This is a genomic window from Pseudomonas sp. TWI628 (genome assembly GCF_039673865.1).
Classification (GTDB): Bacteria; Pseudomonadota; Gammaproteobacteria; order Pseudomonadales; family Pseudomonadaceae; genus Aquipseudomonas.
The window spans coordinates 130,229-156,193 of the sequence record NZ_JBDJMM010000001.1; the positions used below are offsets into that span (position 1 = coordinate 130,229).

The window sequence follows — 25,965 nt, forward strand, 5'->3', positions numbered from 1 at the left end:
AATCACAAGCATGAGCTTTGCCAATGAGCCTTTGTCGGGACCAGCGGTTAGGATTCTCTCCATCAACTGATTCCAACCCCATGAAGGAGCGTCTCTCATGCCAATCATCAACAGCCAGGTCAAACCGTTCAACGCCACCGCCTACCACAAAGGCGAGTTCGTTCAGGTCAGCGAAGCCGACCTGAAAGGCAAGTGGTCCGTCGTGTTCTTCTACCCGGCCGACTTCACCTTCGTCTGCCCAACCGAGCTGGGTGACCTCGCCGACAACTACGCCGAGTTCCAGAAGCTGGGCGTGGAAATCTACGGCGTGTCGACCGACACCCACTTCACCCACAAAGCCTGGCACGACACTTCGGAAACCATCGGCAAGATCCAGTACCCGCTGATCGGTGACCCGACCCACGTCATCTCGCGCAACTTCGACGTGCTGATCGAAGAAGCCGGCCTGGCCGATCGCGGTACCTTCGTGATCAACCCGGAAGGCCAGATCAAGATCGTCGAACTGAACGACGGTGGTGTTGGCCGCGACGCAGCCGAGCTGCTGCGCAAAGTGAAGGCTGCCCAGTACGTAGCTGCTCACCCAGGCGAAGTGTGCCCGGCCAAGTGGAAAGAAGGCGAAGCCACCCTGGCTCCATCGCTGGACCTGGTCGGCAAGATCTAATTTTCGCCCGATAAGCGCCTGCGCGACGATCATGCTGCGCAGGCACTTCTCGAACGAAAATCCGCCGATGTGTCTGTCGCGGGCGGTGAGCAGCCGCCAAAGCTGAAGCACCTACCGCCCCGTAAAAAGCGCCCGGGCGACCTCGCCTGGGCGTTTTTGTATCCGAGTTTTGAAAAAGGAATCGCCCGTATGTTGGACGCCACGCTTAAATCGCAACTGAAAACCTACCTGGAGCGGGTCACCCAGCCGATCGAGATCGTTGCCTCCCTCGACGACGGCGCGAAGTCCCGCGAATTGCGCGACCTGCTGGTGGAAATCGCCGGCCTGTCGAACCTCATTACCTTCAGCGCGGACGGCAGCGATGCCCGCCGTCCTTCGTTCTCGCTGAACCGCCCGGGTGCCGACATCAGCCTGCGCTTCGCCGGCATCCCCATGGGCCACGAATTCACCTCCCTGGTGCTGGCATTGCTGCAAGTTGGCGGCCACCCGTCCAAGGCCAGTGCCGAGGTGATCGAGCAGATCCAGGCGCTGGAAGGCGAGTTCACCTTCGAAACCTACTTCTCGCTGTCGTGCCAGAACTGCCCGGACGTGGTCCAGGCGCTGAACCTGATGGCGGTGCTCAACCCCAATGTGCGCCACGTGGCCATTGATGGCGCGCTGTTCCAGGATGAAGTCGAGTCGCGCAAGATCATGGCGGTGCCGAGCATCTACCTGAACGGCGAAGTGTTCGGCCAGGGCCGCATGGGCCTGGAAGAAATCCTCGGCAAGATCGACACCAACGCCGGCAGCCGCCAGGCCGAGAAGATCAACGCCAAGGACGCCTTCGATGTGCTGGTGGTCGGCGGTGGCCCTGCAGGCGCCGCAGCGGCCATCTATGCCGCACGTAAAGGCATCCGCACCGGTGTCGCTGCCGAGCGTTTCGGCGGCCAGGTGCTCGACACCCTGGCCATCGAGAACTTCATCTCGGTGCAGGAAACCGAAGGGCCGAAGCTGGCCACGGCGCTGGAAGAGCACGTCAAGCAGTACGACGTCGACATCATGAACCTGCAGCGCGGTGAAGCGCTGATCCCGGCCACCGACGGCGGCCTGCACGAAGTGCGCCTGGCCGGCGGTGCCTCGCTCAAGGCCAAGACGGTGATCCTCGCCACGGGCGCGCGCTGGCGCGAAATGAACGTGCCGGGCGAGCAGGAATATCGAGCCCGCGGCGTGGCCTACTGCCCGCACTGCGACGGCCCGCTGTTCAAGGGCAAGCGTGTGGCCGTGATCGGCGGCGGCAACTCGGGTGTGGAAGCGGCCATCGACCTGGCCGGTATCGTCGCCCAGGTGACGCTGATCGAGTTCGACAGCCAGCTGCGTGCCGACGCGGTGCTGCAGCGCAAGCTGCACAGCCTGCCGAACGTCAAGGTGATCACCAGCGCGCTGACCACCGAAGTGGTGGGCAATGGCGAGAAAGTGACGGGCTTGCGTTACAAGGATCGCAGCACCGATGAGGTGCATGACCTGGCGCTGGAAGGCATCTTCGTGCAGATCGGCCTGCTGCCGAACACCGATTGGCTCAAGGGTACCGTCGAGCTGTCGCCGCGGGGCGAGATCATCGTCGACGCCAAGGGCCAGACCAGTGTGCCGGGCGTGTTTGCCGCAGGTGACGTGACCACGGTGCCGTACAAGCAGATCGTCATCGCGGTAGGTGAGGGCGCCAAGGCCTCGCTGGCAGCGTTCGATCACCTGATCCGCACTTCGGCACCGGCGTAAGCCTGTACCGGCCCCTTCGCGGCTTTAGCCGCGAAAGGGCCGGCACTGGCAAAACAGAACTTGAGGGTGTCTATGCTTAGCGCAGACCCCCTCAGGAGCGTCACCATGACCCTGATCAGCCGCGAACCCTGGTGGCTAGTCCCCCCCAAGCCCGGGCAGAAAGAGCAGGACCTGCACTGGGGCTACCTCGAAATCTATGCTGACGGCCGCACCGTGTTCGTCGACCAGCGCCCCAGTGACCGGGAGCTGGCCGAGCGCAAGAGCTGTCGCAACTTCCCCGACCCTGAACCTTAGCCTTCCAGCTCGGCCAGTCGCGCTTCCAGCGCCGCGATCCGCGCCTCCAGGGCTTCGATCCGCTCTTCCGAAACACTGCCGCCACTGCTGCGAGCGCCACCTTCCTGCTGCCGCGCCGCGAGAATCGCCTCGATTTCCGCCGGGTCACCCAGGGCATGGGTATAGCGGTCTTCCCGCTGCCCGGCCTGGCGTGGCAGGTGCAGGGCCAGGTCGCGCGAAATCAGACGATCCAGCTGGTGCTGGATCTGCTCGGTGTCGTCGAAGTCGTGCAGGCGGTTGCTGCGGGTCAGCAGTTCGTTGAGGGTCTGCGGCCCACGCAGGAACATCAGGCCCATCAGCACCAGCTGCGCCGGTACCAGCTCCAGCGCCTTGTCCACCCGCTGTTCCCAGCGGTCGGCGCGGCTGCCCATCTGCAGGCGGGTCATGCCCTGGCCCTCCAGCGCACGCAGGGCCTGGCCGACTTGGCCTTGAGTGAGGTTCATGACCGGTTCCCGGCTGGTCTTCTGGTTACAGGCCAGGACCAGGGCGTTGAGGGTCAGCGGGTAGCTTTCCGGGCTGGTGGCCTGCTTCTCGATCAGCGCGCCGAGAATACGGATCTCGATACTGCTGAAGCGGCCTTCGCCTGCGGTTTGGTGTTCTGACATGGCCCTGTCTCATTGCTGGGGGAAGGCCACTAGCGTAGGTAATGCCGCGGTGTAAGGCAATTGGGGCCGCACAGCGGCCCCGGCCATCTCAAGCGCTACGCTGCGCTTCGGCTTGGCACGCCGCTGCGGTAAACAGCACATCGGTCGAAGAATTCAGCGCCGTCTCCGCCGAATCCTGCAGCACGCCAATGATGAAGCCCACCGCCACCACCTGCATGGCAATCTCGCTGGGGATGCCGAACAGGCTGCACGCCAGCGGAATCAGCAGCAGCGACCCACCCGCGACCCCGGAAGCACCGCAGGCACAGATCGCCGCCACCAGGCTCAGCAGCACCGCGGTCGGCAAGTCGACCGGAATGCCCAGGGTATGCACCGCCGCCAGGGTCAGCACGGTGATGGTGATCGCCGCGCCGGCCATGTTGATGGTCGCCCCCAGCGGGATCGACACCGAGTACGTATCCTCATGCAGCCCCAGGCGCTCCGACAGCGCCAGGTTGACCGGAATGTTGGCCGCCGAACTGCGGGTGAAGAACGCGGTGATGCCGCTTTCGCGCAGGCACAGCAAGGTCAGTGGATAAGGGTTGCGGCGGATCTTCCAGAACACGATCAGCGGGTTCATCACCAGCGCCACGAACAGCATGCAGCCGATCAGCACGCCCAGCAGGTGCAGGTAGCCGAGCAGGGCGCTGAGGCCAGACTGCGCGAGGGTCGAGCTGACCAGCCCGAAGATGCCCAGCGGGGCGAAGCGGATGACGACGCGCACGATCAAGGTCACGCCATTGGACAGGTCCTCGACCACGGTGCGGGTGGTGTCGCCGGCATGGCGCAGGGCCACGCCCAGGCCGATGGCCCAGGTCAGCACGCCGATGAAGTTGGCGTTGAGCAAGGCGTTGATCGGGTTGTCGACCGCGCTCAGCAGCAGGTTCTGCATCACCTCGCCGATACCGCCCGGCGCGCTCAGGGTCGCCTCGCTGGTACTCAGGGCCAGCTGCGACGGGAACAGCATGCTGGCGGCCACGGCCACCACGGCGGCGGCGAAGGTACCCAGCAGGTACAGCCAGAGGATCGGGCGGATGTGGGTTTCCTGGCCATGACGGTGGTTGGCGATCGACGCCATCACCAGAATGAACACCAGCACCGGCGCGACGGCCTTGAGCGCGCTGACGAACACTTTGCCAAGGAAGGCCAGGTCGCGGGCGAGGGTGGGGGCCAGCAGGGCAATGGCGATGCCGGCGACCAGGCCGATGACGATCTGGGTGACCAGGCTGGTGCGGTTGAGGAGATGGAAAACGGGCGTCATGTGCAGCGGATTCTCGGAATCTTCAAAGGGCGGGACTTTAGCACAATCAGGCCCCGCCCTTTCGTGGGTAAACCACCGTCACCAATGAAACAGCTCCCGCCGCGCCCCCTCGGTAATTGCCACGATCCCCGGATGCTTGACCTTGCGCTCCACCGAAATGGCATAGAACGACTCATGCACCGCCTCGGTCTGGCCAATCAGCTCGACGCCATACAGCCGGCACACTTCCTCGGCTATCACGCTGGGCGCAACGAAAACCCCGCTGCCAGATTGGCCAAACGCTTGCATCAGCGCACTGTCATCGAACTCGCCAACGATCCGGGGCTGCACGTGCTGCTCACCCAGCCAACGCAACAGGCGGCTGCGCACCACGGTTTCCGGGCCGGGAATCAGCAGCGGGGCATCCTGCAGGCAAGCCGGGAAGGGGCCGGCATGCAGCCTGGCCAGGGCCGGGGTGGCGAAGAAACTCAGGCCGCATTCGCCAAGCTTCTGGCTATAACCCTTGATGTCCAGGTGGCTGGGCATCGGGCTGTCGGAAATCACCAGGTCCAGGCGCTGGATCGCCAGGTCCGCCAGCAGCCGTTCGAGCTTGTCTTCGCGGCAATTGATGCGCAGCACTTCGTCCAGCTCCATGGTCGGCGCCAGCAGGCGATAGACGATCGACTTCGGCACCACGTCGGCCACCCCCACGCGAAACAGGATCTGCTCCTGCGGGCCGGCCCTGAGCATGGCCTCCAGCTCGCCGCCGATCTGTAACATCTGCTCGGCGTAGGCTAGCGTCTGACGGCCGGTTTCGGTCAGCTCCAGTTGCCGGCCGACACGCTGGAACAGTTCCAGCCCGTAGGTCTGCTCGAACAGGCTGATCTGCCCGCTGATGGTCTGTGGCGTCAGGTTCAGCTGCTCGCTGGCGCGGGCGATGCTGCCGGTCTTGGCTACGGCCCAGAAGTAGTGGAGCTGGCGATAGTTGAGCACGCACGCGGGTCCCGATTCGAAAAAACCGAAGTATACACACTGGAAATACGAATTTTCCTGAAGTATTGGCGTCTTTAGAATGCGACCCCATCAGGCGCTTCGCGCCGCCGGGCTTTTTCAAGCGAGGACACCATGCTGCAATTCAAATCCATTGGCACACCGCTGGTGCTGGCCTTGGCGCTGTTCAGCCTGGCCGGTTGCGACCAGGCCGAGAAGTCTGCCCAGCAGATGCTCGACCAGGCCGCGAAGTCGGCCAAGCAGGCCATCGACGACACCAACAAGGCCGCCCAGCAGGCGTTGAGCGATGCCATCGGTCACGAGGGCCAAAAGCCCAAGGGCGCCGAGAAGAAAGAACACACCCAAGAAATCTGACCCCAATTGCCGCATCAGGATTTGAACAATGGAATACTTGCTGGAACTCGCCGCTAGCCCTACCGCCTGGGTCGCCCTGGCAACCCTGGTGGCCATGGAAGTGGTACTGGGTATCGACAACCTGATCTTCATCTCGATCCTGACCAACAAACTGCCCGTGGAATACCGCTCCAAGGCACGCCGTATCGGTATCAGCATGGCCCTGGTGATGCGCCTGGCCCTGCTCAGCACCGTGGCCTGGATCGTGCAGTTGACCGACCCGGTGTTCGAAGTGTTCGGCAACGCCTTCTCCTGGAAGGACGTGATCCTGATTGCCGGCGGCCTGTTCCTGCTGTGGAAGGCCACCAAGGAGATTCACGAAAACGTCGACCCGCACGGCGCCAAGGAAGAAGCCAAGGTGTCCAACACGGTCACCCTGGGCTTTGCGGCGGCGATCTTCCAGATCCTGTTGCTGGACATCGTCTTCTCGGTCGACAGCATCATCACTGCCGTGGGCATGACCGAGCACCTGCCGATCATGATCATTGCCGTGATCACCGCAGTCATCGTCATGATGGTGGCCGCCGACCCGCTGGCCAACTTCATCAACGACAACCCGACGGTGGTGATGCTGGCCCTGGGCTTCCTGATCATGATCGGCATGACGCTGATCGCCGAAGGTTTTGGCGCCCATGTACCGAAAGGGTATGTGTATGCGGCGATGGCCTTCTCGACGGCAATCGAGATCCTCAACATCCTGGCTCGCCGAGCGCGGCTAAAGCGTGAAGCCGCAGAAGGCTGATAAAAAACAACGGGGCGCTTGGCGCCCCGTTTGCATTCAGGTGAAAAACCTCAGTGCACCCCGGCATGCCGCCGCGCCCTGCGCGCAGGCTGCGCCTTGGCCGGGGCCTGCGGGGGCAGGTGGTGAGGCTGGGAATGACGCCGCAGGATACGCAGAACACCCCACAGCATGGCGGCCGCGACGCTCAGCCACATACCCACCAGCATGAGGATTGCCATGGTCAGGCTCATGTGTGCCTCCTTCTCTTGGGCCGACCTGCGGTTTGCCCTCCAGACACAGCTTTAGTCTAGCTGCCCGGCCGTGACGTTCCATTGACCAAAGGTCGATTGCTTAAGCCGATTGGTTCCGTTGTCTTGTCGGACTATACCCGCGCAACGCGGCACCCTATGATCGGGGGTCAGAGCCGGGCGCTGCCTGCCTGGCATCGGAACAAGCGAGTGTCCATGGAGCAACATTCCTGCAAGAGCTGGGCGACCGTCCCGCGTCGGCTGTTGGTCGCCTGCCTGGTGGCCGCGACCCTGGGCGGCTGCGCCAGCGCACCACCTGCAAGCCTCAAGGGCATGCCGCAGCGGGTCGAGATCAGCAGCGTGCCGTTCTACCGCGGCAATGCCAACCACAGCGGGGCGATGGCCCTGGCCGCACTGCTCTCGCAGCAAGGTGCGCCGATTACCCCCGGGTTGCTGGACAAACCGCTGAATCTGCCGAAGGGGGCCGATGCGCTGGAAACCAGCATCCCGCGTGTGGCGCGAGAGTACGGCATGGTGGTGTACCCGTTGGACAAGCAGCTGGATGCCTTGCTGGCCCAGGTGGCCGCTGGCAATCCGGTGCTGCTGCGGTACGAGGAGGGTTCGGCGTGGTGGAGCGAGCCGCGTTACGCGGTGCTGATTGGTTATGACAGCTTCAAGAAGCGCGTACTGTTGCGCTCAGGGATGAATCGGCGCCAGCTGATGGCGTTTGGCGATTTCGCCTCGGCGTGGGCGAAGGAGGGGAGTTGGGCAGTGCTGGTGCAGCCCCCGCGCCAGCTGCCGGCCCAGGTGGACCGCCAGCGTTGGCTGCAGGCTGCCGACGAACTGGCCCGGGCGGGCCAGGAAGTTGCGGCGAAGCAGGCTGTGCGTAGCCTGAATAAATAGCGGTACCTGCACCGGCCCTTTCGCGGGTAAACCCGCTCCCACAGGTACTGCATCAAACCTGTAGGAGCGGGTTTACCCGCGATGAGGCCAGGCCTGCCTACATCAGAAACCCAGACGATCGCGCAGGCTGTAGTACCAGGCACCCAGGGCGCTGAACGGTACACGCAGCATCTGGCCACCCGGGAACGGGTAGTGCGGCAGGCCGGCGAAGGCGTCGAAACGCTCGGCCTGGCCACGCAGGGCCTCGGCCAGCACCTTGCCCGCCAGGTGGGTGTAGGTCACGCCGTGGCCCGAGCAACCCTGCGAGTAGTAGATGTTGTCGCCGATACGGCCGACCTGAGGCAGGCGCGACAGGGTCAGCAGGAAGTTGCCGGTCCAGGCGTAGTCGATCTTGACGTTCTTCAGTTGCGGGAAGGCCTTGAGCATCTTCGGGCGAATGATCGCTTCGATGTTGGCCGGGTCGCGCGCACCGTACACCACGCCACCGCCGAAGATCAGGCGCTTGTCGCTGGTCAGGCGGTAATAGTCGAGCAGGTAGTTGCAGTCTTCCACGCAGTAGTCCTGCGGCAGCAGGGTGCGGGCCAGTTCTTCGCCCAGCGGCTCGGTGGTGATCACCTGGGTGCCGCACGGCATCGACTTGGCGGCCAGCTCCGGTACCAGGTTACCCAGGTAGGCGTTGCCGGCAACGATGATGAACTTGGCGCGGATCTTACCTTGCGGGGTGTGCACCACCGGGTTGGCACCACGCTCGATGCGGATGGCCGGGGTCTGCTCATAAATGATGCCGCCCAGCGATTCGACCGCGGCCGCCTCGCCCAGGGCCAGGTTCAGCGGGTGGATGTGGCCGCCGCTCATGTCGAGCATGCCGCCGATATAGCTGTCGCAGGCAACCACTTCACGGATGCGCTTCTGGTCCATCAGCTCCAGCTGGGTGTGGCCGAAGCGTTCCCACAGGCGTTTTTGCGATTCCAGGTGGCCCATCTGCTTGGCGGTCAGCGCGGCGAACACGCCGCCGTCCTTCAGGTCGCACTGGATGTTGTACTTGGCCACGCGCTCACGGATGATACGGCCGCCTTCGAAGGCCATCTTGCCGAGCAGCTGTGCTTCTTTAGGGCCGACGGTGCGCTCGATGACGTCGATGTCGCGGCTGTAGCTGTTGACGATCTGGCCACCGTTGCGGCCCGAAGCACCGAAGCCGACCTTGGCCGCTTCGACGATGCTCACCTTGAAGCCGTTTTCCAGCAGGAACAGCGCGCTGGACAGGCCGGTGTAGCCGGCGCCAATGATGCAGATATCAGTCTCCACCTCACCCTGCAGCGCCGGACGTGGCGGCACCGGGTTGGCCGAGGCGGCGTAGTAGGACTGGGGGTAGGGGGTGTTAGCCATGCTGCAGGAACCTCTGTGTTTTATATTTTTAACGAATGTACCGATGCTATCAATAATAATAAACACCCGCTAGTCGTCCGTTGAAAATCCTTTACTGGTCTCCCGCCGGCCCTTCTCTATAAACAGTTTAAGATTCAGTGAGTTAGCGCGAAAAAAAGTGTTGACAGGGTTTTTGGATTGCGTAGAATGCGCACCACACGACAGGCACATAGCTCAGTTGGTTAGAGCACCACCTTGACATGGTGGGGGTCGTTGGTTCGAGTCCAATTGTGCCTACCAAACAAAGTCCCGGTCTCCGGGCATCGAAAAGGGCGATCCGCAAGGGTCGCCCTTTTTGCATTATGGGCGCGTTCGAGGTGGTCGGTGCTGGCGCCGGCAGGTTCCTGAAAGTTTTTGATTTTTTTGAAAAAAACGCTTTACAGGTACGCATTCGATCACTAATATGCGCACCACACGACAGGCACATAGCTCAGTTGGTTAGAGCACCACCTTGACATGGTGGGGGTCGTTGGTTCGAGTCCAATTGTGCCTACCAAATAAAGTCCCGGTCTCCGGGCATCAAAAAGGGCGATCCGCAAGGGTCGCCCTTTTTGCTTTCCGTGCCCCTCTCGAAAAAGCCCCCCTAGAAGCAGCGTGTAACCTTTGGTCGCGGGCGGTGCCACGGGCTGGCGTGGTAGAATCCGCCCCTTCGAATCTGGAGGTACACGCGTGCGCAAACTGGCAGTGGTATTGGCAGTGCTGGCCCTGGCGGGCTGTGAGAACGAGGTCGAAGGTGTGCACAAGCAGGTTGCCGAGCACCTGCACAACCCCAAGACCGCCAAGTTCGGCAACGTGCGGATCGACACCAAGGGCACCCTTTGCGGCCAGGTGCGCGGCAAGGACGATGCCGGCCAGTACGAGGCCTACCGCAGCTACGTGGCGATCAAGGGCGCCGATGGCCAATACGAAATCATCGTCGATGACGGCGGCAACAACCTGCGTATCCGCGAATACTGCGGCGGTGCCGACCTGCAGCGCCGTGCCGAGGCGCTGGCCGATCAGCCGGCCCCCGAGGGTTGGGATGTCGAAGTGATCCAGGGCGCCAACATGGGTGCGCTGACCGACATGACCGCACGCCTGATCGAAAAGGGCATCCCGTCCTCGGTCGAATACCGTGACGGCAAACCGGTGGTGCTGATGGGGCCGTTCCCGAGCAAGGCCGAAGCCGATGCACGCAAGGCTGAGGTGATGGCCAAGCTGGGTACCGATTCGATCGTCATCCAGCATGGTGCGCAGCGTTAACTGTAATCTGTAGTCTTCCCCGGCTATGCTTGGCCTGAGACTAGCCAAACAGGGAGGGCCTCATGTCTACGCTGGAGCGGGCCATTGCCGTGGCCGCCAGGGCACATGAAGGGCAATACGACAAGGGTGGGGCGGCTTATATCCTCCACCCGTTGCGGGTGATGATGCGGGTCAGTACGCCAGAGCAACGCATCGTCGCGGTGCTGCATGACGTGATCGAAGACACGTCGCTGACCCTTTCCGACTTGGCCCGTGAGGGCTTCCCCCTGAAAATTCTCGCCGCCTTGCTGGCCCTGAGCCGGAACAAGGGCGAGAGCTATCAGGACTTCGTCGTGCGCCTGGGCAGTGACCCGCTGGCGCGCACCGTCAAGCTGGCCGACCTGGCCGACAATAGCGACCTTTCGCGTATTCCCGTCCCCGGCCCGGCCGATTTGGCGCGGCTGGCCCGTTACCGCGAGGCCAGTGCCTACCTGCAGGCGCTGGCCTGAGCGTCAGTCTTCCTTCGGTACGGTCCAGAAGATCTGCACGCCGCCGTCGTCGCGGTGGGCGAGGGTGACGTTGTCGTTCTCGGCGATTTCCTCGAGCAGGGTTTCCCAGTCATCGGGCGACTCGTGTTCCAGGCGGAAGATCAGCGCGGCGCGGCTGCGCTGGGCGAGGGGGTTGTTGATGATCTTCTGGATGCGCAGGCCCAGTTGCTGGTAGCTGCTTGCGGTTGCTTCGGCGGTGTTGGCCACGGAGGCGATTCCTTGTTGTGCTGTATGTGCGTACAGTATTTCAAGGCAAAGTATTTCGCAACTGGGTCAGCGCTGGATTCTTCGCGGGTAAACCCGCTCCCGCAGGTATCGCATCCCCCCTGTGGGAGCGGCTTTAGCCGCGAAAGGGCCAGTGCAGGCCGTGCACCAACCCAAGGTCATACCGCTATCAGTACTCCCAGAAGATCCGCTGCAGCTCCTTGCTGTCCTGGGTCTTGGTCATTGCCACCATCGCCAGGATCCGCGCCTTCTGCGGGTTCAGGTCGTGCGCCACCACCCAGTCATACTTGTCATCCGGCTGCTCGGCATTCCGCAGCACGAACCCGCCCTGGTTGACGTGGGACGAGCGAATGATCTGTACGCCGTTCTTGTGCAGCTCCTGCAGCGCCGGCACTACCCGCGACGACACCGAGCCATTGCCGGTACCGGCATGGATGATCGCTTTTGCGCCGCTCTGCGCCAGCGCCTTGTACGCGGTATCGCTCACATTGCCGTAGCTGTAGGCAATGTCCACCTGCGGCAGGCTGCTGATCTGCTTGATGTCGAACTCCGACTGGCTGGTGTGGCGCTTGGCCGGCAGGCGGAACCAGTACGATTTGCCTTCCACCACCATGCCCATCGGGCCCCAGGCGCTCTTGAACGCTTCGGTCTTGATGTTCACCGACTTGCTCACGTCGCGGCCAGACTGGATCTCGTCGTTCATGGTCACCAGCACGCCCTTGCCGTGCGACTGCTTGTCGCTGGCCACTGCCACGGCGTTGTACAGGTTGAGCATGCCGTCGGCAGACATCGCCGTGCCTGGGCGCATGGAGCCGACCACCACAATCGGCTTGTCGGTCTTCTCGACCAGGTTGAGGAAGTAGGCGGTCTCTTCCAGGGTGTCGGTGCCGTGGGTGATGACGATGCCATCGACGTCTTTGCTGTCAGCAAGCTCGGCGACGCGTTTGGCCAGTTTCAGCAAGTCGTCGTTCGTGATGCTTTCGGAGGCAATCTGCATCACCTGCTCGCCGCGCACATTGGCCAGGTCGGCCAGTTCCGGCACGCCGGCAATCAGCTTGTCGACACCGACTTTGGCGGCCTGGTAGGTAGCGCTGTTGGCAGCGCTGGCACCCGCGCCAGCAATGGTGCCGCCAGTGGCGAGGATCACCACATTGGCCAGTTTCTGCTGGGTTTCGGCTTCCTTTGCCGAGACGGTGGCGGGGAGGATCAGCAGCAGCGCCAAGGCGCTGGGGGCGAAGGACTTCAGTGCAGCATTCATAATTATTGTTCTCTCTCTTCCTAATGAGCTGGTTGCTGTGTCGCGCAAAGCTCAACGCAGGTTTCGTACCAGAAAGCTTGAGCCAGGCGCGCTGCGTTGTCCGGCCAGTATTCCATTCGGATTTCCGAACAAGCATAGGAAAAGGTGTTCGGTTTTTCGGAAAAAATCTGGATAATCAGCACCTGCTGCGTCCTGCCCCCGCCAGCGAAACGGATTTGACAAAACCAGGTCTTGTTTCCATAGTTACCCAACGCAAACGTTTGCGATCCGATAAAAAACACAAGATTCGGAGTCATCTTCCATGAAACTGCCGTTCCCCGGTCGTCTGCTGGCGCTCGCCGTCATGTCCTCGCTGTCCCTCGCCATGCCGCTGTCTGCTGCCCATGCCGAGGAAAAAACCAAGGTCGCGCTGGTCATGAAGTCGCTGGCCAACGAATTCTTCCGCACCATGGAAGACGGCGCCAAGGACTACCAGAAGGCCCACCCTGACGATTTCGAACTGGTTGCCAACGGCATCAAGAACGAAACCGATACCGGTGAACAGATCCGCATCGTCGAGCAGATGGTCAACGCCGGCGCCAAGGCCCTGGTGATTGCGCCGGCCGACTCCAAGGCGCTGGTCTCGGCGGTGAAGAAGGCCATGGACCAGGGGGTCATCGTCATCAACATCGACAACCGCCTGGACCCTGAACTGCTCAAGAGCAAAGGCATCAGCGTGCCCTTCGTCGGCCCCGACAACCGCCAGGGCGCCCGCCTGGTCGGCGACTACCTGGCCAAGCAGAAGCTCAAGGCCGGTGACCAGGTTGGCATCATCGAAGGCGTGTCGACCACCACCAATGCCCAGCAGCGTACCGCCGGCTTCAAAGACGCCATGGATGCCGCCGGCATGAAGATCGTCTCGGTGCAGTCCGGCAACTGGGAAATCGACAAAGGCAACGCCGTCGCCGCGTCCATGCTCAACGAATACCCTGACCTCAAGGCGCTGCTGGCCGGCAACGACAGCATGGCCCTGGGCGCCGTCTCGGCCGTGCGCGCTGCCGGCAAGGCTGGCCAGGTGCAAGTGGTGGGCTACGACAACATCAACGCCATCAAGCCGATGCTCAAGGATGGCCGCGTGCTCGCCACCCTCGACCAGGCCGCCAGCCAACAGGCGGTGTTCGGCATCGAGGCGGCATTGAAAATGGTCAAGGGCGAGAAGCCCAACGTCGACGCCGAAAATGTCATCCAGACCCCGGTCAAGCTGGTCACCAAGCCCTGACCCCAGCAGGAGAGATGGCCATGCCAGCATCGGCCAATGAAGTGGTGCTTGCCGCCAGCGGCCTGGGCAAGAGCTACGCCCAGCCGGTGCTGGCCGAGGTCAACCTGGCCCTGCGCGCCGGCGAAGTGCTGGCGCTGACCGGCGAGAACGGGGCGGGCAAGAGCACACTGTCCAAGCTCATTTGCGGCCTGGAAACCCCCACCACCGGGCACATGACCTACCGCGGCCAGGCCTACGCGCCGGCCAGCCGCAGCGAGGCCGAACGCCTCGGTGTGCGCATGGTCATGCAGGAGCTCAACCTGCTGCCGACCCTGACCGTGGCGGAAAACCTGTTCCTCGACAACCTGCCCAGCCGCTTCGGCTGGATCAGCCACAAGCGCCTGCGCCAGCTGGCCACGGCGGCCATGGCCCAGGTCGGCCTGGACGCCATCGACCCGGACACCCCGGTCGGCGAGCTGGGCATCGGCCATCAGCAGATGGTCGAGATCGCCCGCAACCTGATCGGCGACTGCCATGTGCTGATCTTCGACGAACCCACGGCAATGCTCACCGCCCGCGAAGTGGAGCTGCTGTTCACCCAGATCGAGCGCCTGCGCAAGCGCGGCGTGACCATCGTCTACATCTCCCACCGCCTTGAAGAGTTGCAGCGCGTGGCCCAGCGCATCGTTGTGCTGCGCGACGGCCAGTTGGTGTGCGACGAGCCGATCCAGCGCTACAGCAGTGCTGAGCTGGTCAGCCTGATGGTCGGCCGCGAACTGGGCGAGCATATCGACCTGGGCCGCCGCACGATCGGCGCGCCGTTGCTCAAGGTCGACAAGCTGTGCCGCGGCGACAAGGTGCGCGAAGTGTCATTGCAGGTCAGGGCAGGGGAGATCTTTGGTATTTCCGGGTTGATCGGTGCCGGGCGCACCGAGCTGCTGCGGCTGATCTACGGCGCCGACCGCGCCGACAGCGGCAGCATCGAGATCGGCCAGCCGCTCAAGGCGGTTACCATCGACTCGCCCAAGGCTGCGGTAAAGGCCGGTATTGCCCTGATTACCGAGGACCGCAAAGGCGAGGGCCTGCTGCTGAGCCAATCGATCAGCGCCAACATCGCCCTGGGCAACCTGCCCGCCGTGTCCCGCGCCGGGGTGCTCGACCGCGAGGCGGAACAGGCCCTGGCCGAGCGCCAGATCAGCGCCATGCGCATCCGCAGTGCCGGCCCGGCGCAGGCAGTCGGCGAGCTGTCTGGCGGCAACCAGCAGAAAGTGGTGATCGGCCGCTGGCTGGAGCGCGACTGCCAGGTGCTGCTGTTCGACGAGCCCACCCGCGGCATCGACGTTGGCGCCAAGTTCGACATCTATGGCCTGCTGGCCGAGCTGGCGCGCCAGGGCAAGGCCCTGGTGGTGGTGTCCAGCGACCTGCGTGAACTGATGCTGATCTGCGACCGCATCGCCGTGCTCTCCGCCGGCCGCCTGATCGATACCTTCGACCGCGAGCACTGGAGCCAGGACCAGCTCCTGGCCGCTGCCTTCGCTGGCTACCAGAAACGTGATGCCCTGCTGCATGACGCAGCGCCCAGGATGGATGCATGAAGACCACACCCCTCGACACCCCGAGCAGCGCCCCCGTGCGCCGCAGCGGTACCTACTTAGGCCTGGGCACCTACCTGGGCCTGGCTGGCGCCTTGCTGGCGATGATCGTGCTGTTCTCGTTCCTGAGCAGCCACTTCTGGTCGTACGCCACCTTCAGCACCCTGGCCAACCAGATCCCCGACCTGATGGTGCTGGCCGTGGGCATGACCTTCGTGCTGATCATCGGCGGCATCGACCTGTCGGTTGGCTCGGTACTGGCCCTGGCGGCCTCAACGGTCAGCGTGGCGATCCTCGGCTGGGGCTGGGGCGTGCTGCCCGCGGCCTTGCTTGGCATGGCGGTCGCTGCCCTGGCCGGCAGCATTACCGGTGGCGTCACCGTGGCCTGGCGCATCCCGTCGTTCATCGTCTCGCTCGGCGTGCTGGAGATGGCCCGCGGCCTGGCCTACCAGTTCACCGACTCGCGCACCGCCTATATCGGCGATGCCTACGCCTGGTTCTCCAATCCGCTCGCCTTCGGCATCTCGCCGGCCTTCATCATTGCCTTGCTGGTGATCGTGCTGGCCCAGCTGGTGCTGACCCGCACGGTGTTCGGCCGTTACCTGATCGGCATCGGCACCAACGAAGAGGCCGTGCGCCTGGCCGGTATCGACCCGCGCCCGTACAAGGTGCTGGTGTTCGCCCTGATGGGGCTGCTCGCCGGCCTGGCCGCCTTGTTCCAGATCTCGCGCCTGGAAGCCGCCGACCCCAATGCCGGGTCCGGCCTGGAGCTGCAGGTGATTGCCGCTGTGGTGATCGGCGGTACCAGCCTGATGGGCGGGCGCGGCTCGGTCATCAGTACCTTCTTCGGCGTGCTGATCATTTCCGTACTGGCTGCCGGCCTTGCGCAGATCGGCGCGTCGGAACCCACCAAACGCATCATCACCGGGGCGGTGATTGTCATCGCTGTGGTGCTCGACACTTATCGCAGCCGGCGTGCAGGCCGGCGGAACTGAAAACATGGCAACCATCAAAGACGTCGCTGCCCTTGCGGGCATTTCCTACACCACGGTGTCCCATGTCTTGAACAAGACCCGCCCGGTCAGCGAGCAGGTACGGCTCAAGGTCGAAGCGGCCATCGTGGAGCTCGACTACGTGCCCAGCGCCGTGGCGCGCTCGCTCAAGGCACGCAGCACGGCCACCATCGGCCTGCTGGTGCCCAACAGCGTCAACCCGTACTTCGCCGAGCTGGCCCGCGGCATCGAGGACGCCTGCGAGCGCAATGGTTATTGCGTGATCCTGTGCAACTCCGACGACAACCCAAAGAAGCAGCGCAGCTACCTGCGCGTGCTGCTGGAAAAGCGCATCGACGGCCTGGTGGTGGCGTCGGTGGGCGAGGATGCCGACCTGTTGCAGAGCCTGGCCTGTGTGCGCACGCCGATGGTCATCGTCGACCGTGAACTGGAAGGCGTCGATGCCGACCTGGTGCGTATCGACCACGAGCAGGGTGCCTACCTGGCGACCCGCCATCTGCTGGAGCTGGGCCATCGCGACATCGCCTACATCGGCGGCCCGGCCGAAACCGGCGTTACCCAGCTGCGCCTGAGCGGCTTCCGCCGGGCGATGGCTGAAGCCGAGGCCGAGGTGCTGGCGGGCCGTGTGCTGCATTGCGACTTCACCAGCCCCGGTGGCCATGTTGCCGCCGCGCAGCTGCTTGATGGCGAGCGGCCGACGGCGATCTTCGCCGGCAACGACATGATCGGTTTCGGCGTATTGCGCGCCGCTGCCGAGCGCAACATCAACGTGCCGGGCGAGCTGTCGGTGATCGGTTTCGACGATATCGAACTGAGCCGCTATGTGTACCCGCCGCTGACCACGGTCGGCCAGTCGATTCGCGAGCTGGGCGAGAATGCTGCCGCCTTGCTGCTGTCGCGCATCGCCACGCCGCGTGGCGATGCAGCTGAGCAGCGCATCGTGGCCCCGCGCATCGTGCTGCGCGAATCCACCGGGCCGCGCCCGGACCTGTTCAATGATTACCGCTAAGGAATAGCCATGCATGCCAAGGTAGTGGTGGTCGGCAGCCTCAATATGGACCTGGTGGCCCGCGCCCAGCGGCTACCGCGGGCCGGCGAAACACTGGCCGGGGAGAGCTTTTTCACCGTGCCCGGCGGCAAAGGCGCCAACCAGGCAGTGGCGGTGGCGCGCCTGGGGGGCAGTGTGGCGATGGTGGGCAATGTCGGCGATGATGCCTATGGGCAGCAGTTGCGCCAGGCGCTGGAAGTGGAAGGCATCGATTGCCAGGCGGTCAGCGTGTGCCCGGGCGTGTCCAGTGGTGTGGCGCTGATTACCGTGGACGCTGCCAGCCAGAACTGCATCGTCATCATCCCGGGCGGCAACGGGCTGCTCACGCCCGCGTCGGTGCAGCGTTTCGATGCCTTGCTGCAGGCAGCCGAAGTGATCATCTGCCAGCTCGAGGTGCCCGCCGAGACCGTGGCCTGGACCCTGGCCAGAGGGCGCGAGCTGGGCAAGCAAGTGATCCTCAACCCGGCGCCGGCCACCGGCCCGTTGCCGGCGGACTGGTTCGCCCATATCGACTACCTCACCCCCAATGAAAGCGAGGCCGAAGCGTTGACCGGCGAGCCGGTCAATGATCTGGACAGTGCCCGCCGCGCAGGCGAGCGCCTGCTGCAGCTGGGCGCTGGCAAGGTGATCATCACCTTGGGCGCGCAAGGGTCGCTGTTCGTCAGCCGTGACGGCAGCCAGCATTTCCCGGCGCCCCAGGTGCAGCCGCTGGATACCACGGCGGCGGGCGACACCTTCATCGGCGGCTTTGCCGCTGCGCTGGTGCAGGGCAAGGGGGAGGGCGAGGCCATCGCGTTCGGCCAGCGTGCCGCAGCCTTGTCGGTCACCCGTGCTGGAGCCCAGCCGTCGATTCCTTACCTGGCGGAGCTGACCCCATGAAAAAGACCACGCTGCTCAACGTCGCCCTGTCGCGGACCATCGCCGGGATGGGGCATGGCGACATCCTGGTGATCGGCGATGCCGGCTTGCCGGTGCCGCCCGGTGTCGAGCTGATCGACCTGGCGTTGACGGCGGGGATACCGGATTTTGCCAGCGTGCTGCGCGCGGTGTTGAGCGAGCTGCAGGTGGAGCGGCATGTGCTGGCCGAAGAGATGCAGAAGGTAGTGCCGCCGGCGCTGGTCGAGATCGAGCGCTTGAAAGGCAAGCTGGGCAAGCGCGAGTGGCAGAGCCATGAGGACTTCAAGGTGCTGTCGCGCAGCGCCCGGGCAATCGTGCGCACCGGTGAGTGCCAGCCGTACAGCAACATTGCCCTGATATCCGGCGTCACCTTTTGAAGGCAAGGGCTGCGCCTGCGATTGGGCCGCAAAGCGGCCCCAGAAAACACCACTGAGGCAACAGGAGTGCCCCCATGCTCAAGCCCCTGCTACAAGGACTGACCCTCATGGCCGCAGCCACCACCACCACCCTCCAGGCCGCCCCGCGTGAGCTGATCATCGACACCGACCCCGGCGCCGACGACGTGGTCGCGCTGTTCCTGGCCATGGCCTCCCCCGAAGAACTCAACATCCGTGCCATCACCACCGTGGCCGGCAACGTGCGCCTGGAAAAAACCTCGCGCAACGCCCGCCTGGCCTGTGAGTGGGCCAAGCGCGAAGACATCCCGGTGTACGCCGGGGCAGGGCGGCCCCTGGTGCGCCCGCCCATCTACGCCGCCGACGTCCACGGCGAAGAAGGCCTCACCGGCGTGCCCGTGCACGAGCCGAAAAAGCCCTTGGCCGAAGGCAATGCCGTGCAGTACCTGGTCGACACCTTGAGCCACGCCAAACCCCACAGCATCACCATCGCCATGCTCGGCCCGCAGACCAACCTGGCCCTGGCGCTGATCCAGCGCCCAGAGATCGCCAAAGGCATCAAGGAAGTGGTGGTCATGGGCGGCGCCCATTTCAATGGCGGCAACATCACCCCGGCGGCGGAATTCAACCTTTACGCCGACCCCCATGCCGCCGAGGTGGTGCTGGCCAGCGGTGTGCAACTGACCTACCTGCCGCTGGACGTCACCCACAAGCTGCTCACCAGCGACGCCCGCCTGAAGCAGTTGGCCGCATTGAACAACCAGGCCAGCAACAAGGTGGTCGACATCCTCGAGGCGTACATCAAGCACGACATGGACCTGTACGGCATGCCCGGTGGCCCGGTGCATGACGCCAGTGTCATCGCCTACCTGCTCAAGCCCGAACTGTTCAGCAGCCGGCGCATCCACATGAGCGTCGACAGCCGCGAAGGCCCGAGCTTCGGCCAGACCCTCGCCGACTGGTACGGCGTGCTCAAGCAGCCGGCCAATGTGCTGTGGGTCAACGAGGGTGACGCCCAGGGCTTTTTCGACCTGCTCAGCGCGCGCCTGGCTCGATTGCAATAGCCGTGTGCGGCGCGTAGCGCTCGAACACCTGGTCGATGAAGCTGCGCGCCGCCTCGCCGCCGCGGTCGCGCACCAGCAGGTCGATGGCGATCAACAGCAACTCTTCGGGCGTGCTGGGGCTATAGGCACTCTGGCCTTCGGCCCATTTGACCTTGATATCGGCGTCGATGCTGTGGCTGCTCATGAGAGGCTCTCGCTGGGGGCCTGGGGCGAAGGGGCGAACACCGGACCCTGGCGTTCGAAGAAGGCACTGTGCCTTCACTTCCTAAAGTAAATCATGACTTTGCGGCGCAAACCAAGCGGCTCGTCGGTTGGGCGGTAAAATTCGGTCACGATTGCCTTTGGCCCATGCAGGCCAGATCAGGCAGACTTTCCCGGTTTTGCAACAAACTCTTGGCGGAGCTGTCGGATCAGGCAGTTCCCAGATCGATTTAGGAGGATTCATGTTCCGTACCCGTGCTTTCCTGGCGACCCTGGCGGTGGCTGCTGTCCTGGCTGGTTGCAGCACTGGCGGTAACTCAGGGGGTAGCAAGGCGCCTGAGGCGTCGGCCGGCAATGACGGCCGCTGCGAAGCCAGCGGTGCCGACTTCGCCATCGGCAAGCCGGGCAGTGCCGACCTGCTGGAGCAGGCGCGCAAGGCCAGTGGTTCACAGATGGCGCGCATTCTCAAGCCGCACGACGTGGTGACTCTGGAATACCGCTCCGAACGCCTCAACCTGAATGTGGACGAGCAGGGTGTGGTGACCCGCGTCAACTGCGGTTGACCAGCGCCTGAAGCCTGCGCTCCTGCGGGGGGCGCGGCAAAGGCCCATAAAAAAACCCGCCACAAGTGGCGGGTTTTTTTACAGCTGCCCGAATTACTCCGGACGAACCTGCGCAGCCTGCATACCCTTCTGGCCTTTTTCGGCAACGAAGGTAACAGCCTGGCCTTCTTTCAGGCTCTTGAAGCCGTCGGATTCGATGGCTTTGAAGTGTACGAACAGGTCGTCGCCGCCGCCTGCTGGGGTGATGAAGCCGTAGCCTTTCTCATCATTGAACCATTTGACGGTGCCGTTTTGGCGATTGGACATGGGGTGAATCTCCAGACATTTTAATTTTTCAGTAGTGCAATGTGGCCGAGGCTACGAGCACGGGGGACATCATAGTCTAATTCTGCGCATCTAGCGCCTTTTACCTTCGCAGGATATTGATCCAGGGCAAATAATGGCTGGCCTGCTCAGGCTTTAAGGTTTCAGCTCTTCGGCGCGCAGGTCTGTTTCACCACGGTTTGCGCCTTCTGCATCAGCTTGGCGTCTACGCCGTCAGTGCTGTCCAGGTCGGCAATCTCCGCGTCGGTGAAATTCTTTTTGATGGCCTGGGCACCGCAGTCGCAGTGCTTTTTCGCGGTCGCAGCGTCAACGCCCTGGCCGCTGGCCACCTGTTGGCACTGGGTCATGTAGTGGGCCTCCTTCCCGGCAGGGAAGTTGCCAGCGTTGGCAGCCATCGGCAGCAGCAGGGCGCCAGCGGCCGCCAGGGCCAGAAGAGACGGTACTCGCATAACCAGTTACTCCTTGGGTTAAGGTCTCAATAAAGAGTAGGTTGCTTCCCAAGGTCTGATAGGGATTTTTCCGCGATAGTTCACCGAAGCGGCGTAATTTCCAAATATTTCTACGGGCCACGCAACCCGCGTGCTAGCATGCTCGGCTTGCAGCTAGCCACTTGCAGCTTGCAGCTTTTTTCTTTCCAGTCACTCTGGTTCGTCCCTGGCAAGCCGAAAGGCTTCTGCCACTGTGAGGCAGGCTTCCCTTATGGGAAGGCAGGTCGGATCTTGTACTGGCTCATCCCAACCCACGTGACCTTTGGTAGGGGTCACCACTAGGAGAGGAGGCGCCATGCCCGTTATTACTCTTCCCGATGGCAGTCAACGTTCGTTTGATCACGCCGTATCCGTCGCCGACGTCGCCGCTTCCATCGGCGCAGGCCTGGCCAAGGCCACCGTGGCCGGCAAGGTCGACGGCAAGCTGGTCGATGCATGCGACCTGATCCACAACGACGCCACCCTGCAGATCATCACCCCTAAAGATGCAGAGGGACTGGAGATCATCCGCCACTCGTGTGCCCACCTGGTCGGCCACGCAGTGAAGCAGCTGTACCCGACCGCCAAGATGGTGATCGGCCCGGTGATCGACGAAGGCTTCTATTACGACATCGCCTACGAGCGCCCCTTCACCCCTGAAGACATGGCCGCCATCGAAAAGCGCATGATGGAGCTGATCGAAAAAGACTACGACGTGGTCAAGAAGGTCACCCCGCGCGCCGAAGTCATCGACGTGTTCAAGGCCCGTGGCGAAGACTACAAGCTGCGCCTGGTCGAAGACATGCCGGACGAGCAGGCCATGGGCCTGTACTACCACGAAGAATACGTCGACATGTGCCGTGGCCCGCACGTGCCGAACACGCGCTTCCTCAAGGCATTCAAGCTGACCAAGCTGTCCGGCGCCTACTGGCGCGGCGATGCCAAGAACGAGCAGCTGCAACGCGTGTACGGCACCGCCTGGGCTGACAAGAAGCAGCTGGCCGCCTACATCCAGCGCATCGAAGAAGCCGAAAAACGCGACCACCGCAAGATCGGCAAGCAGCTCGACCTCTTCCACCTGCAGGAAGAAGCCCCGGGCATGGTGTTCTGGCACGCCAACGGCTGGACCGTGTACCAGGTGCTCGAGCAGTACATGCGCCAGGTTCAGCGCGTCAACGGCTACCTGGAAATCAAGACCCCGCAGGTTGTCGACCGCATCCTCTGGGAGCGTTCCGGCCACTGGTCGAACTACGCCGAAAACATGTTCACCACCTCGTCGGAAAGCCGTGACTACGCGGTCAAGCCGATGAACTGCCCGTGCCACGTGCAGGTGTTCAACCAGGGCCTTAAGAGCTACCGCGACCTGCCGCTGCGCCTGGCCGAGTTCGGTGCCTGCCACCGTAACGAGCCATCCGGCGCCCTGCACGGCATCATGCGCGTGCGTGGCTTCGTGCAGGACGACGCGCACATCTTCTGCACCGAAGAACAGGTGAAGAAAGAAGCCGCCGACTTCATCAAGCTGACCCTGGACGTGTACAAGGACTTCGGCTTCACCGACATCGCCATGAAGCTGTCCACCCGTCCGGCCAAGCGTGTGGGCTCTGAAGAGCTGTGGGACCGCGCCGAAGGCGCACTGGCCGACGCCCTGAACGAGTCGGGCCTGGAGTGGGAATACCAGCCGGGCGAGGGCGCGTTCTACGGCCCGAAGATCGAGTTCACCCTGCGCGACTGCCTCGGCCGTAACTGGCAGTGTGGTACCCTGCAGTACGACCCGAACCTGCCAGAGCGCCTGGATGCCAGCTATATCGCCGAAGATAACAGCCGGGTTCGCCCTGTCATGCTGCACCGTGCGATCCTCGGTTCGTTCGAGCGCTTCATCGGCATGCTGATCGAACACTACGCTGGCGTGTTCCCGGCGTGGCTGGCACCGACCCAGGCGGTGATCATGAACATCACCGACAAACAGGCCGATTTCGCCCTCGAGGTGGAAAATGCTCTGAACGGTAGCGGTTTCCGTGCCAAGTCGGACTTGAGAAATGAGAAGATCGGCTTTAAAATCCGCGAGCATACTTTGCTCAAGGTCCCGTACCTTTTGGTTATAGGGGATCGCGAAGTCGAAACACGAACCGTTGCAGTGCGTACTCGCGAAGGCGCAGACCTGGGCTCCATGCCCGTCGCCCAGTTCGCTGAGCTCCTGACACAAGCGGTTTCCCGGCGTGGTCGCCAAGAATCGGAGTAATGACTATTAAGCGTGAAATGAGAAACGATAAGCGTGCTGTACCGAAGGCCCCGATCAACGAGAATATCTCGGCCCGCGAGGTTCGGTTAATTGGCGCTGATGGCGAGCAGGTTGGCATCGTCTCGATTGATGAAGCGCTTCGTATCGCTGATGAAGCGAAGCTGGATCTGGTAGAAATTTCTGCAGACGCGGTACCGCCTGTCTGCAAGGTCATGGACTACGGCAAGCACCTCTTCGAGAAGAAGAAGCAGGCTAACGAAGCCAAGAAAAACCAGAAGCAGATTCAGATTAAAGAAATCAAGTTTCGTCCAGGGACGGAGGATGGGGATTACCAGGTAAAACTACGCAACCTGGTACGTTTCCTTACCGATGGGGACAAGGCCAAGATCTCTCTGAGATTCCGTGGCCGTGAGATGGCCCACCAGGAGCTGGGCATGGAGCTGTTGAAGCGGGTTGAAGCTGACCTCGCCGAATACGGCACCGTTGAGCAGCATCCGAAGATGGAAGGACGCCAGCTTATGATGGTCATCGCCCCCAAAAAGAAGAAGTAATCTCCCGGGCACGGCAGGCCTGATGATTATTGTGTAATTTTTTTCGAATGCGGAGTTCAACATGCCAAAAATGAAAACCAAGAGCGGTGCTGCGAAGCGCTTCCTGAAGACAGCTTCGGGCTTCAAGCACAAGCACGCTTTCAAGAGCCACATCCTGACCAAAATGTCGACCAAGCGTAAGCGTCAACTGCGCGGTGCCAGCTTGCTGCACCCGTCTGACGTGGCAAAAGTCGAGCGCATGCTGCGCGTACGTTAATTCTGGTTTAGATAGAGGAAGTTACTCATGGCTCGTGTTAAGCGTGGCGTCATCGCTCGTAAGCGTCACAAGAAAATTCTGAAACTGGCTAAAGGTTACTACGGTGCACGCTCGCGCGTATTCCGCGTAGCCAAGCAAGCGGTCATCAAGGCAGGCCAATACGCCTACCGCGACCGTCGCCAGAAGAAGCGTCAGTTCCGCGCACTGTGGATCGCTCGTATCAACGCCGGTGCCCGCACCAACGGTCTGTCCTACAGCCGTCTGATTGCTGGCCTGAAAAAGGCTTCGATCGAAATCGACCGTAAGGTTCTGGCCGATCTGGCAGTGAACGAAAAAGCGGCGTTTGCTGCGATTGTCGAGAAAGCTAAAGCCGTTCTGGCTTAAGTACCCGCGACAATCACCCGGCGGCGCTTGCGGCGCCGGGCATTGAACGTCATCGATAGGGGAAGAGCCTTCAAAGCTCTTCCCCTATTTTCGTATCTGGAGTCTGTACATGGAAAACCTGGATGCGCTGGTCTCCCAAGCCCTAGAGGCCGTCGAGCGCGCTGAAGACATCAATACCCTGGAACAGATCCGGGTTCAGTACCTCGGCAAGAAGGGCGAACTGACCCAGGTGATGAAGACCCTGGGCAACCTGCCAGCCGATGAGCGCCCGAAAGTCGGCGCGCTGATCAACGACGCCAAAGAGCGCGTCACCGTCGTGCTCAACGCACGCAAGGCAGCCTTTGAAGAGGCCGAGCTCAGTGCTCGCCTGGCCGCCGAATGCATCGACGTGACCCTGCCAGGCCGTGGCCAGACCACCGGCGGGCTGCACCCGATCACCCGTACCCTCGAGCGCATCGAGCAGTTCTTCACCCACATCGGCTACGGCATCGCCGAAGGCCCTGAGGTCGAAGACGACTACCACAACTTCGAAGCGCTCAACATCCCCGGCCACCACCCGGCCCGGGCGATGCACGACACTTTCTACTTCAATGCCAACATGCTGCTGCGCACCCACACCTCGCCGGTGCAGGTGCGGACCATGGAGTCCACCCAGCCGCCAATCCGCATTGTCTGCCCGGGCCGCGTATACCGCTGCGACTCGGATATCACCCACTCGCCGATGTTCCACCAGGTCGAAGGCCTGCTGATCGACCGCGGCATCAACTTCGCCGACCTCAAGGGCACCATCGAAGAATTCCTGCGCGTGTTCTTCGAAAAAGAACTGGCCGTGCGCTTCCGCCCGTCGTTCTTCCCCTTCACCGAGCCGTCCGCCGAAGTCGACATCCAGTGCGTGATGTGTTCCGGCAAGGGCTGCCGCGTGTGCAAGCAGACCGGCTGGCTGGAAGTCATGGGCTGCGGCATGGTGCACCCGAACGTGCTGCGCATGTCTGGCATCGACCCTGAAGAATTCCAGGGCTTCGCCTTCGGCATGGGCGCCGAGCGCCTGGCCATGCTGCGCTATGGCGTCAACGATTTGCGTCTGTTCTTCGATAACGACCTGCGGTTCCTGGCGCAATTCCGCTAGGCCCAATCGACGCACTTTTCCAGGA

General features: G+C 62.8%; 31 protein-coding genes and 2 tRNA genes. 23 read left to right on the forward strand and 10 right to left on the reverse strand.

What is annotated here, in order from left to right; genetic code table 11:
• Positions 1 to 97 precede the first annotated feature (97 nt).
• The 3 genes from ahpC to ABE528_RS00680 all read left to right on the forward strand — a co-directional run bounded on the left by ahpC (position 98) and on the right by ABE528_RS00680 (position 2,707).
• A complete protein-coding gene (ahpC, locus tag ABE528_RS00670; RefSeq protein WP_054884952.1) occupies positions 98 to 661 on the forward strand; it encodes an alkyl hydroperoxide reductase subunit C in 564 nt (187 codons plus the stop codon).
• Positions 662 to 850: 189 nt separating this feature from the next.
• Positions 851 to 2,413: an alkyl hydroperoxide reductase subunit F gene (gene ahpF / locus ABE528_RS00675; protein WP_346651853.1), complete on the forward strand. Its 1,563-nt coding sequence runs from the start codon at positions 851 to 853 to the stop codon at positions 2,411 to 2,413.
• 105 nt (positions 2,414 to 2,518) lie between these two features.
• Positions 2,519 to 2,707: a hypothetical protein gene (locus ABE528_RS00680; protein WP_041166543.1), complete on the forward strand. Its 189-nt coding sequence runs from the start codon at positions 2,519 to 2,521 to the stop codon at positions 2,705 to 2,707.
• Here the strand turns inward: ABE528_RS00680 and ABE528_RS00685 are convergent.
• The 3 genes from ABE528_RS00685 to nhaR all read right to left on the reverse strand — a co-directional run bounded on the left by ABE528_RS00685 (position 2,704) and on the right by nhaR (position 5,623).
• Complete coding sequence (locus ABE528_RS00685; protein ID WP_346651854.1) at positions 2,704 to 3,351, reverse strand: DUF480 domain-containing protein; 648 nt, start codon at positions 3,349 to 3,351, stop codon at positions 2,704 to 2,706. The two genes, ABE528_RS00680 and ABE528_RS00685, sit on opposite strands and share 4 nt — an antisense overlap.
• 88 nt (positions 3,352 to 3,439) lie before the next feature.
• On the reverse strand, positions 3,440 to 4,651 hold the full coding sequence (sstT, locus tag ABE528_RS00690) for a serine/threonine transporter SstT (RefSeq protein WP_346651855.1): 1,212 nt from the start codon (positions 4,649 to 4,651) through the stop codon (positions 3,440 to 3,442).
• Between the two features lie 78 nt (positions 4,652 to 4,729).
• On the reverse strand, positions 4,730 to 5,623 hold the full coding sequence (gene nhaR / locus ABE528_RS00695) for a transcriptional activator NhaR (RefSeq protein ID WP_346651856.1): 894 nt from the start codon (positions 5,621 to 5,623) through the stop codon (positions 4,730 to 4,732).
• Positions 5,624 to 5,755: 132 nt separating this feature from the next.
• Here nhaR and ABE528_RS00700 point away from each other — a divergent pair, with 132 nt between their 5' ends.
• On the forward strand, positions 5,756 to 5,995 hold the full coding sequence (locus ABE528_RS00700; protein WP_152957067.1) for a hypothetical protein: 240 nt from the start codon (positions 5,756 to 5,758) through the stop codon (positions 5,993 to 5,995).
• A 28-nt stretch (positions 5,996 to 6,023) separates the two neighbouring features.
• Positions 6,024 to 6,776, forward strand: coding sequence for a TerC family protein (locus ABE528_RS00705; RefSeq protein ID WP_152957066.1), 753 nt, complete (start codon positions 6,024 to 6,026; stop codon positions 6,774 to 6,776).
• A 50-nt stretch (positions 6,777 to 6,826) separates the two neighbouring features.
• Here the strand turns inward: ABE528_RS00705 and ABE528_RS00710 are convergent, their stop codons facing one another.
• Positions 6,827 to 7,006, reverse strand: a complete 180-nt coding sequence (locus ABE528_RS00710; protein WP_152957065.1) for a hypothetical protein — start codon at positions 7,004 to 7,006, stop codon at positions 6,827 to 6,829.
• Positions 7,007 to 7,162: 156 nt separating this feature from the next.
• Between ABE528_RS00710 and ABE528_RS00715 the strand changes: the two genes are divergently transcribed.
• Positions 7,163 to 7,906 carry a peptidase C39 family protein gene (locus ABE528_RS00715; RefSeq protein WP_152957064.1) on the forward strand — a complete coding sequence of 248 codons (744 nt, stop codon included), beginning with the start codon at positions 7,163 to 7,165 and terminating at the stop codon, positions 7,904 to 7,906.
• Positions 7,907 to 8,008: 102 nt separating this feature from the next.
• On the opposite strand, the gene ABE528_RS00720 is transcribed toward ABE528_RS00715, so the two are convergent.
• Complete coding sequence (locus ABE528_RS00720; RefSeq protein ID WP_152957063.1) at positions 8,009 to 9,292, reverse strand: FAD-binding oxidoreductase; 1,284 nt, start codon at positions 9,290 to 9,292, stop codon at positions 8,009 to 8,011.
• Between the two features lie 202 nt (positions 9,293 to 9,494).
• Here ABE528_RS00720 and ABE528_RS00725 point away from each other — a divergent pair.
• The 4 genes from ABE528_RS00725 to ABE528_RS00740 all read left to right on the forward strand — a co-directional run bounded on the left by ABE528_RS00725 (position 9,495) and on the right by ABE528_RS00740 (position 11,061).
• A tRNA-Val gene (locus tag ABE528_RS00725) sits at positions 9,495 to 9,571 on the forward strand.
• 179 nt (positions 9,572 to 9,750) lie between these two features.
• Positions 9,751 to 9,827 (forward strand) — tRNA-Val (locus ABE528_RS00730).
• A gap of 173 nt (positions 9,828 to 10,000) precedes the next feature.
• Positions 10,001 to 10,573: an SPOR domain-containing protein gene (locus tag ABE528_RS00735; protein WP_346651857.1), complete on the forward strand. Its 573-nt coding sequence runs from the start codon at positions 10,001 to 10,003 to the stop codon at positions 10,571 to 10,573.
• Between the two features lie 62 nt (positions 10,574 to 10,635).
• Entirely contained in the window at positions 10,636 to 11,061 is a 426-nt protein-coding gene (locus ABE528_RS00740; protein ID WP_054884962.1) for a GTP pyrophosphokinase, read from the forward strand.
• A 3-nt stretch (positions 11,062 to 11,064) separates the two neighbouring features.
• On the opposite strand, the gene ABE528_RS00745 is transcribed toward ABE528_RS00740, so the two are convergent.
• Positions 11,065 to 11,307: a DUF1654 domain-containing protein gene (locus tag ABE528_RS00745; protein WP_054884963.1), complete on the reverse strand. Its 243-nt coding sequence runs from the start codon at positions 11,305 to 11,307 to the stop codon at positions 11,065 to 11,067.
• A 187-nt stretch (positions 11,308 to 11,494) separates the two neighbouring features.
• Complete coding sequence (locus ABE528_RS00750; RefSeq protein ID WP_152953849.1) at positions 11,495 to 12,583, reverse strand: asparaginase; 1,089 nt, start codon at positions 12,581 to 12,583, stop codon at positions 11,495 to 11,497.
• Positions 12,584 to 12,884: 301 nt separating this feature from the next.
• Here ABE528_RS00750 and ABE528_RS00755 point away from each other — a divergent pair, with 301 nt between their 5' ends.
• The 7 genes from ABE528_RS00755 to ABE528_RS00785 all read left to right on the forward strand — a co-directional run bounded on the left by ABE528_RS00755 (position 12,885) and on the right by ABE528_RS00785 (position 19,829).
• Positions 12,885 to 13,841, forward strand: a complete 957-nt coding sequence (locus tag ABE528_RS00755; RefSeq protein WP_346651858.1) for a sugar ABC transporter substrate-binding protein — start codon at positions 12,885 to 12,887, stop codon at positions 13,839 to 13,841.
• 20 nt (positions 13,842 to 13,861) lie between these two features.
• Positions 13,862 to 15,415, forward strand: coding sequence for a sugar ABC transporter ATP-binding protein (locus ABE528_RS00760; protein ID WP_346651859.1), 1,554 nt, complete (start codon positions 13,862 to 13,864; stop codon positions 15,413 to 15,415).
• Entirely contained in the window at positions 15,412 to 16,407 is a 996-nt protein-coding gene (locus ABE528_RS00765) for an ABC transporter permease (protein ID WP_152953852.1), read from the forward strand. Before ABE528_RS00760 ends, ABE528_RS00765 begins: the two co-directional genes overlap by 4 nt.
• Before the next feature lie 4 nt (positions 16,408 to 16,411).
• A complete protein-coding gene (locus ABE528_RS00770) occupies positions 16,412 to 17,434 on the forward strand; it encodes a LacI family DNA-binding transcriptional regulator (protein ID WP_346651860.1) in 1,023 nt (340 codons plus the stop codon).
• A gap of 9 nt (positions 17,435 to 17,443) precedes the next feature.
• Complete coding sequence (rbsK, locus tag ABE528_RS00775) at positions 17,444 to 18,352, forward strand: ribokinase (RefSeq protein WP_346651861.1); 909 nt, start codon at positions 17,444 to 17,446, stop codon at positions 18,350 to 18,352.
• The gene (rbsD, locus tag ABE528_RS00780; RefSeq protein WP_152953855.1) at positions 18,349 to 18,747 is read left to right on the forward strand and encodes a D-ribose pyranase; all 399 of its coding nucleotides are present in this window, start codon (positions 18,349 to 18,351) and stop codon (positions 18,745 to 18,747) included. Before rbsK ends, rbsD begins: the two co-directional genes overlap by 4 nt.
• Positions 18,748 to 18,821: 74 nt before the next feature.
• Positions 18,822 to 19,829 (forward strand): nucleoside hydrolase, encoded by a 1,008-nt coding sequence (locus ABE528_RS00785; protein ID WP_346651862.1) that lies wholly within the window; start codon positions 18,822 to 18,824, stop codon positions 19,827 to 19,829.
• On the opposite strand, the gene ABE528_RS00790 is transcribed toward ABE528_RS00785, so the two are convergent.
• Entirely contained in the window at positions 19,801 to 20,013 is a 213-nt protein-coding gene (locus tag ABE528_RS00790) for a hypothetical protein (protein WP_103446789.1), read from the reverse strand. The genes ABE528_RS00785 and ABE528_RS00790 overlap by 29 nt on opposite strands.
• A 259-nt stretch (positions 20,014 to 20,272) precedes the next feature.
• Between ABE528_RS00790 and ABE528_RS00795 the strand changes: the two genes are divergently transcribed.
• A complete protein-coding gene (locus ABE528_RS00795) occupies positions 20,273 to 20,593 on the forward strand; it encodes an I78 family peptidase inhibitor (RefSeq protein WP_346651863.1) in 321 nt (106 codons plus the stop codon).
• 93 nt (positions 20,594 to 20,686) lie between these two features.
• On the opposite strand, the gene ABE528_RS00800 is transcribed toward ABE528_RS00795, so the two are convergent.
• Complete coding sequence (locus tag ABE528_RS00800; RefSeq protein ID WP_011533204.1) at positions 20,687 to 20,899, reverse strand: cold-shock protein; 213 nt, start codon at positions 20,897 to 20,899, stop codon at positions 20,687 to 20,689.
• 161 nt (positions 20,900 to 21,060) lie between these two features.
• Positions 21,061 to 21,366 carry a hypothetical protein gene (locus tag ABE528_RS00805; protein ID WP_152953859.1) on the reverse strand — a complete coding sequence of 102 codons (306 nt, stop codon included), beginning with the start codon at positions 21,364 to 21,366 and terminating at the stop codon, positions 21,061 to 21,063.
• A gap of 334 nt (positions 21,367 to 21,700) precedes the next feature.
• Between ABE528_RS00805 and thrS the strand changes: the two genes are divergently transcribed.
• From thrS to pheS, 5 genes are all read left to right on the forward strand, one after another.
• Complete coding sequence (thrS, locus tag ABE528_RS00810) at positions 21,701 to 23,623, forward strand: threonine--tRNA ligase (RefSeq protein WP_079228837.1); 1,923 nt, start codon at positions 21,701 to 21,703, stop codon at positions 23,621 to 23,623.
• Positions 23,623 to 24,174: a translation initiation factor IF-3 gene (gene infC, locus ABE528_RS00815; protein WP_012052879.1), complete on the forward strand. Its 552-nt coding sequence runs from the start codon at positions 23,623 to 23,625 to the stop codon at positions 24,172 to 24,174. The genes thrS and infC overlap by 1 nt, the downstream gene beginning before the upstream one ends.
• Positions 24,175 to 24,235: 61 nt before the next feature.
• Positions 24,236 to 24,430: a 50S ribosomal protein L35 gene (rpmI, locus tag ABE528_RS00820; protein ID WP_003250667.1), complete on the forward strand. Its 195-nt coding sequence runs from the start codon at positions 24,236 to 24,238 to the stop codon at positions 24,428 to 24,430.
• A 27-nt stretch (positions 24,431 to 24,457) separates the two neighbouring features.
• On the forward strand, positions 24,458 to 24,814 hold the full coding sequence (gene rplT / locus ABE528_RS00825) for a 50S ribosomal protein L20 (RefSeq protein WP_003250671.1): 357 nt from the start codon (positions 24,458 to 24,460) through the stop codon (positions 24,812 to 24,814).
• A gap of 109 nt (positions 24,815 to 24,923) precedes the next feature.
• Positions 24,924 to 25,940: a phenylalanine--tRNA ligase subunit alpha gene (gene pheS / locus ABE528_RS00830; RefSeq protein WP_054887103.1), complete on the forward strand. Its 1,017-nt coding sequence runs from the start codon at positions 24,924 to 24,926 to the stop codon at positions 25,938 to 25,940.
• Positions 25,941 to 25,965: the final 25 nt, after the last annotated feature.